A 6430-nucleotide genomic window follows, 5' to 3' on the forward strand; every position below is an offset into this window, starting at 1 on the left:
AGCTCCCCCATCTCCCCACACACTCCCCACACACTCCCGAAAAAATTCCCCGTCTGGTATTATGATTGATGTTGTTCTTTAACAAAACGGGTTAGGATTCAAGCGTTATGGATATTTTGACATTAGGTTGGGTTGGTTTGCTGGCGCTCTTTACTTGGTCGATCGCAATGGTAATTTGGGGTCGTAACGGATTTTAAAGATTTAGGAGTCTCAAAAGCATGGAAATCTCAACCCGTATGCCTTTGATCAGTATTCTGTTTCTGGTTGCTGTTTTACTTCTTGGGGTTATCAGTATCGGAATTCTGTATTTATCTGTGTTAGAGTGGCGCGATCGCCGTCGTGCATCGGATGATAAAAGAATAAATTGATTGTGATTTTCACTCTCCTCTAACTCCCCCTTGTTTAAGGGGGAATTATTTGCTTATCACTTTTGACAATTATCGCAATGACCGCAGCGAAAGGCGATCGCCTCTTCTGCAAAACCAAAAGCGTTCAATAAAAATTGCCAGCGACAGCCGCGAGTTGTCAAATATTGCTGCATTTGTTTGAGAATTTGTGTTTGTTTTGCACTTAAATGCTGCAAAGATCGTTGTAGAGACGTTGCATTCAACGTCCCTACAAGACGATAATTAAAAGGGTCTTGCCATTCTAATTGTTCTGCGCTATGGAGTAGAGATAAGGCGATCGCACCTCCAGGAAATTGTTTGCTTATTGCTTCGATTTGTCCGCGATCGGGAAGACTTTGGGCGAGTTTTTGTGCTTTCCTGTACTGTTTTTCTTGCTTTTGGGCAAAAAATGTATTACGCTGTTTATCTTCTGGATTTAATAATCCCGTCGGTTCGCTCATTAAAGTTAACGCCTCAGCGACCTTTCCATCTCGCCCTCCTCGTCCAACTTCTTGGATATATTCCGATAGTAATTGCGGTGCTTGGAAGTGTACCACCCAGCGAACATTCGGCTTATTAATCCCCATCCCAAAAGCACTGGTACAGACAACAAACTGAGTCTTTCCTCGTAACCAATTATCCTCAATTTCTCGTCTCTGTTCCGCACTTAACCCCGCATGATAAGCCTCAACATTATATTTTAATCTGGCAAACCATTGCGCCAACTCTTCACTTTCGAGACGCGATCGCACATAAACCAATCCTGCTTGTTTTCTCTTGCTTTTAATAAATTTTAACATCTTTTGTTTGCGCCCTCGCGGAGTCCAAACAATTTGCACGGTTAACTTAAGATTTTTGCGATAAGGACTGAGGAGAAAAGGTTGAGGCTGTTTTAATTGCAAACAGCGAGTAATTGTTTCTCTTGCATGAGGATCTGCTGTAGCCGTAAAAGCGGCGATCGCAATTCTCGACCCAGAAGGTTTAGACTGAAGTAAAGTCGGACGAACTGCCCCCAAACGCCGATAAGCCGGACGAAATACCTCTCCCCATTGTACGAGGCAGTGAGCCTCGTCAAGAATTAAGCCATTAATCTTTAAATCCGGTTGAATTAAACATTGCCAAACCGGAGAACTTAATAAAGTTTCTGGAGAAAGGTAAAGCAAACGTAGGGTTTGTCGTTCTAGTTTTTTAAATATTTGTTTGCGCTGGGAAGAAGGGATTTGACTGTGGAGAGAAGCAGCCGGAAGATTGCGATCGCGCAATTCCTGTACTTGATTTTCCATCAATGCAACCAAAGGAGAAACCACCAAAGTTAATCCCGTTTGTAACAAAGCCGGAAGTTGAAAGCAAATCGACTTTCCTCCCCCCGTTGGTAAGACAATTAGCGCATCTTGTCCCGACAGCAAACTACGAACGATTTCTCCTTGAGGGGGTCTAAAATCGTCATAACCCCAAATCTTCTGAAAAGTTTCTCGAACAGTTTGCCAATCCATTTTGCACCCTGATTAAATTTCTTGCCAATCACGAGCATCGACAAACAAAGATAAATGTTTCACATTTGTAGTTGCCACGATCGCATCGTATCCCATCTCCTTAACCATCATAGCCTGAGCCGCTAAAATAACATCACCATCAAGCGCTTGCGGGTCTGCGGTGGGTCTTCCTCTACGTCGTACATCTGCCCAAAGTTCTGCTGCTTTCAGCATTATTTCTGTAGTCAGAGGATGATATTCCAAAGCTCTCTTAAAAGTATCTAATCGTCTCAAACTGGAGACTTTATTAGCGCGAATTAATTCGCGCCTAACTTCATAATCAGAGATTTCTGGAAGTACGACCATTCCTTCTCGTACTAATAAAGATTCTAACCACAGTTGACAGGATTGAACGATAGGGGAAGATGCTCTAGGATTAACAATCATTCCTAGAGGTCCAGTATCTAACAGAATGGCTCTACTCATATCGAACAAGATAAAATTAAATAGAAACAGGGTTTTCTTCTAGGGCTTTCTGGAGATATTCCCATGTTTCCGTGTGTTCTTGTTCGTCTCCATGTTCTCGCCAGTGTCGCAATAGTGCAAGTGTTGCTTGATTTTTCCGATGACGTTCCTCTTTGGACATATTCAGACTCGCTTCTAGGGGATCGATCGCCTTTTCTGGCTTTGGATTTACGCTATCCTGAAACAATTTAATCATTTGCAGTAAATTCCCCCAATGTTCTTGAGGAATTTGCGCGATCGCCACAATCATATCCTCGATAACAACATTATTTTCCTCTGTCATACACACCTCCTTAACGCATCAAAACGATCTAATTCTTCAAGATTAACATAAAGAAGATAAAATTTCCCATGTTTCTTTTTGCTCTTCTACATCATCATCATTATCCCATTCTTTTAACAAATCGCTTAATGCTTTTTGTCTCGCAACCTCTATAATCGGATCGGGATTTTCTAATTCTTCCTTTAACTGGAGATAAGGATCGATCGCCTTTTCTGGCTTCGGATTTGCGCTATCCTGAAACAATTTAATCATTTGCAGTAAATTCCCCCAATGTTCTTGAGGAATTTGCGCGATCGCCACAATCATATCCTCGATGACAACATTATTTTTCTCTGTCATACATACCTCCTTAACGCATCAAAACGATCTGATTCTTCACTGTAACAGAAAAATTTAGATAGGTGCAGCGTCTGTTAATAATTTATGAATCCATTCCTGTAAAATAGGATTAACAATTTCTGGAGCCTCATCTTGAGGACAATGACCCAATCCTTGCAAAGGAATAAATCGTTCAATAGTGGGAAAATCAGCAATTTTTTGTCCTAACTCAAGAGGTTCCCAAGGGTCTTCCGTTCCCCATAATACGATCGCCGGACAAGGTAAAATCGGAATTAAATCTTCGGGTAAAGGTCCGCGAGAATAGTTGCTAAAAGCAATAAAAACATCCGCAGCCCCCGCATCCGCAGCCGGCTTCATTAAAATAGCGATTAATTCATCGGTAACGGCTTCCTTGCGATGATATGCTTGCAAAAGAATATTTCTGACAATTTTAGGTTGAGCGAACTGCTGAAAAAAGAAATGTCCGAACCATTTTTGTGTTAATAAATTTTGCATTATCGGTGCAGAGAGTCGTTGATACCACGGTAATTCTTGGCGCTTGCGATCGTGTAGCAAACGCAAAGAAAAATTAATCGCAGCGACACCTAATACCCAGTCAGAATGAGAAACTGCTGTTTGCATTGCAACAATACAACCAATTGAATTACCCACTAAAAAGGCAGGAGAACCCACGACTTCTTGACAAAAATCTGCAATTTGTTGCGCCCAAGTCTCAAAAGTATACTCAATTTCTAGATCGGGTTTAGGTTTCGCAGAAGCACCAAAACCAATTAAATCGATCGCATAACAGCGCAGGGTTTGACCCAAAACCGGAAGATTTTTACGCCAGTGTCCCCAAGATGCCCCAAAGCCGTGAATCAGAACCACTGAGGCCCCCTTCTTCACCACAACTTTGATAGCAAATATCAAACCCCCTCCACTGCCATATTTTCGGTGCGGTAGGATTTGAAATTGTTTCTGTTGCAGTCATGGCGATCGCTCCTGATTTTTTCCCATCCAATCTTGTAGAATAACAGAAAAGTATTGAATCTTTCTTCAATTCTTGGCATTATGGCAACAACAACAGTTCCTCTCGAAATTACTTGGGAAAAGTTACCCGAAAACTATATTCTCCCCGACGACCCCGTGGATAATATTCATCAACCCCTCCTTGCGGAAGCGCTAACGGATAGCCTCGAACTGGCAGGTAGAATCCCTGAGAATGCCCTCACAGGCTCGAATTACGGCATCTGCGCCACCGTTAATAGCAAAATGGTCGTCAAAGCCCCCGATTGGTTTTATGTCCCTTCCATTCGCGTTCCACATAGTGAAGTCGATCGCAGTTATACCCCTCAACTGCAAGGGGAACCTCCCGCGATCGTGATGGAATTTCTCTCGGAAACCGAAGGGACGGAATATTCCACCAAACCCACTTATCCCCCCGGTAAATGGTTCTTTTACGAACAAGTTTTACGGGTCCCCGTTTATGTTATTTTCGACCTAGCAGAAGGTATTGTAGAGGTTTATCGCCTTGATTCCTCGGGACGCTACCGAGAAGAAACCCCCGATACCCACGATCGCTATTGGATAGCCGAACTTTCCCTATTTTTGGGACTTTGGCCAGGAATCCGACACAATCGAGAGGGGGACTGGTTGCGTTGGTGGGATGAAACGGGTACGCTTCTGCTTTGGGGATCGGAATTAGTTCAACTGGAACGCGATCGCGCTGAACTGGAACGAGAACGTGCCGAACAAGAACGCGATCGCGCCGATCGCCTCCTTGCCCAACTGCGAGAAGCAGGCATCGAACCTAATTTGCAATAATGGTAGTATACGCAGACATCGAAGTTGCAGCCGATCGCCTTGCCGGAGTTGCCCATCGCACTCCGGTGATGACTTCACGGCAATTTAACGAAAAAACTCAAAGTCAGGTGTTCTTTAAGTGTGAAAACTTCTTCAAATTCTTAAATAGATCGTTAAGCAGCCTGTTAGATAGATGAACAGACCCACCATTATTTTTGTAGATGAGGAACAATCGGTTTTAATCGACTTACAAAACCAATTGCAGGAGTATTGTGCAATAGACCCTTCCCGAAAAGATTACGCGATCGCCTGGGCAAAAAGCGGTCAAGAAGCCCTAGAGATTTTGGTAAATTTGCAAGCAGAAGAGAGAGAAATTCCCTTTATTATTTGCGATCGCCTTTTTTTGGGAACAGAAAAAGAAGAACTTCTCGTTAAGTTACACGAGATTGCACCGCAAATTTTGAAAATTTTACTAACTGGAGAAACCAACGCCAAAATTGTCGGCAATCTCATCAATAAAGCTGGAATTTATCGCTATATTGCCAAACCTTGGGATTCTCAGGAATTAAAGGCGATCGTTCGGGAAACCTTAGAATGCTATCAAAGGCAAAAACAACTGGCGGAACACAATCAGTTTTTAAAAGATTTAAACACAACTTTAGAGCGGAAAGCGATCGAGCGCAACGTCGAATTAACCGCCGCCAATCAAAAACTAGAGGCAAAAATCGTTGAAAGTAGCGCCCTCGCCCAAAAGCTGCACGCATCGGAACAAAAAATCCGTGCTATTTTCGAGGCGATGACGGATATTGTCCTCATCGTAGACGAGAAAGGCAATATTGAAATTGCTCCCACTAATCCCCAGTATTCTGAACCTGTTGAAGATAATCCTCTCGATCGCACCGTCGAACGCTTTTTGCGCCACGATAATATTCAAACATGGCTCGAACAAATACGGCAGGTAGTAGAAGAACAAAAAACCCTCAATTTTGATTACAGTTTGCCCATTGGCGATCGCGAAATCTGGTTTTCTGCCAGTATCTCCCCTTTACCCGCAGGATCGGCAATCTGGGTCGCCCGAGATATCAGCCAACGCAAGCACGTCGAGGCCGCCCTCCAAGAAGCCAAAGAAGCAGCAGAACAAGCCAATACCGCCAAAAGTGCCTTTCTCGCCAATATGAGCCATGAATTGCGAACTCCCCTCAATGCCATTCTCGGGTTTGCCCAACTGTTGGTCAATGACGAGACGATTTCGCCCGATCGCCGAGAACAATTACAAATCGTCAAGCGTAGTGGCGAACATTTGCTCACCCTCATTAATGACGTTCTCGAAATGGCCAAAATTGAAGCCGGACGCATCAGCCTAGATGTGAGTGACTTCGACTTATATGCTTTACTAGATTCCCTCGAGGCGATGCTGCAATTAAAAGCCAAATCAAAAGATCTACAACTGTTTTTCGAGATCGCCCCCGATGTACCCCAATACGTGCGAACCGACCAACGCAAACTCCGTCAGGCGTTAATCAACTTACTCGGAAATGCCCTCAAATTTACCAAATCGGGTTTTATTGCGTTACGGGTCAAGTCAGCGATCGATAAGAAAACAAAAACCCCCACCTCCCCCCACTCCCCCACCTCCCCCATCT

8 protein-coding genes and 2 pseudogenes are annotated in these 6430 nt (G+C 43.7%); 5 read left to right on the top strand and 5 right to left on the bottom strand.

Annotated features, from left to right (window positions below; translation table 11 throughout):
- Positions 1-107 precede the first annotated feature (107 nt).
- Together petN and VB714_RS14200 are read left to right on the top strand one after the other, a co-directional pair.
- Entirely contained in the window at positions 108-197 is a 90-nt protein-coding gene (petN, locus tag VB714_RS14195) for a cytochrome b6-f complex subunit PetN (RefSeq protein WP_204105725.1), read from the top strand.
- 21 nt (positions 198-218) lie between these two features.
- The gene (locus VB714_RS14200) at positions 219-368 is read left to right on the top strand and encodes a hypothetical protein (RefSeq protein ID WP_323225234.1); all 150 of its coding nucleotides are present in this window, start codon (positions 219-221) and stop codon (positions 366-368) included.
- A 56-nt stretch (positions 369-424) separates the two neighbouring features.
- Here the strand turns inward: VB714_RS14200 and VB714_RS14205 are convergent, their stop codons facing one another.
- From VB714_RS14205 to VB714_RS14225, 5 genes and pseudogenes are all read right to left on the bottom strand, one after another.
- Positions 425-1879, bottom strand: a complete 1455-nt coding sequence (locus VB714_RS14205) for a RecQ family ATP-dependent DNA helicase (RefSeq protein ID WP_323225236.1) — start codon at positions 1877-1879, stop codon at positions 425-427.
- A gap of 12 nt (positions 1880-1891) precedes the next feature.
- Complete coding sequence (locus VB714_RS14210; protein ID WP_323225238.1) at positions 1892-2344, bottom strand: nucleic acid-binding protein; 453 nt, start codon at positions 2342-2344, stop codon at positions 1892-1894.
- Positions 2345-2360: 16 nt separating this feature from the next.
- The gene (locus tag VB714_RS14215) at positions 2361-2666 is read right to left on the bottom strand and encodes a hypothetical protein (RefSeq protein ID WP_323225240.1); all 306 of its coding nucleotides are present in this window, start codon (positions 2664-2666) and stop codon (positions 2361-2363) included.
- 42 nt (positions 2667-2708) lie between these two features.
- On the bottom strand, positions 2709-3005 hold the full coding sequence (locus VB714_RS14220) for a hypothetical protein (RefSeq protein ID WP_323225242.1): 297 nt from the start codon (positions 3003-3005) through the stop codon (positions 2709-2711).
- Between the two features lie 54 nt (positions 3006-3059).
- Positions 3060-3975, bottom strand: a pseudogene (locus VB714_RS14225) (alpha/beta fold hydrolase).
- Positions 3976-4055: 80 nt separating this feature from the next.
- Here VB714_RS14225 and VB714_RS14230 point away from each other — a divergent pair.
- From VB714_RS14230 to VB714_RS14240, 3 genes and pseudogenes are all read left to right on the top strand, one after another.
- Positions 4056-4808 (top strand): Uma2 family endonuclease, encoded by a 753-nt coding sequence (locus tag VB714_RS14230; RefSeq protein WP_323225245.1) that lies wholly within the window; start codon positions 4056-4058, stop codon positions 4806-4808.
- A pseudogene (locus tag VB714_RS14235) lies at positions 4808-4948 on the top strand (pyridoxal-5'-phosphate-dependent protein); the annotation flags it as partial. The gene VB714_RS14230 and the pseudogene VB714_RS14235, both read left to right, overlap by 1 nt.
- A 32-nt stretch (positions 4949-4980) precedes the next feature.
- Positions 4981-6430, top strand: a 1450-nt coding sequence (locus VB714_RS14240) for a hybrid sensor histidine kinase/response regulator (protein WP_323225249.1), incomplete at its 3' end; no start/stop codon positions are given.

The sequence above is a fragment of the Spirulina sp. 06S082 genome (assembly GCF_034932145.1).
In the GTDB taxonomy this organism is placed as follows: domain Bacteria; phylum Cyanobacteriota; class Cyanobacteriia; order Cyanobacteriales; family Spirulinaceae; genus CCY15215.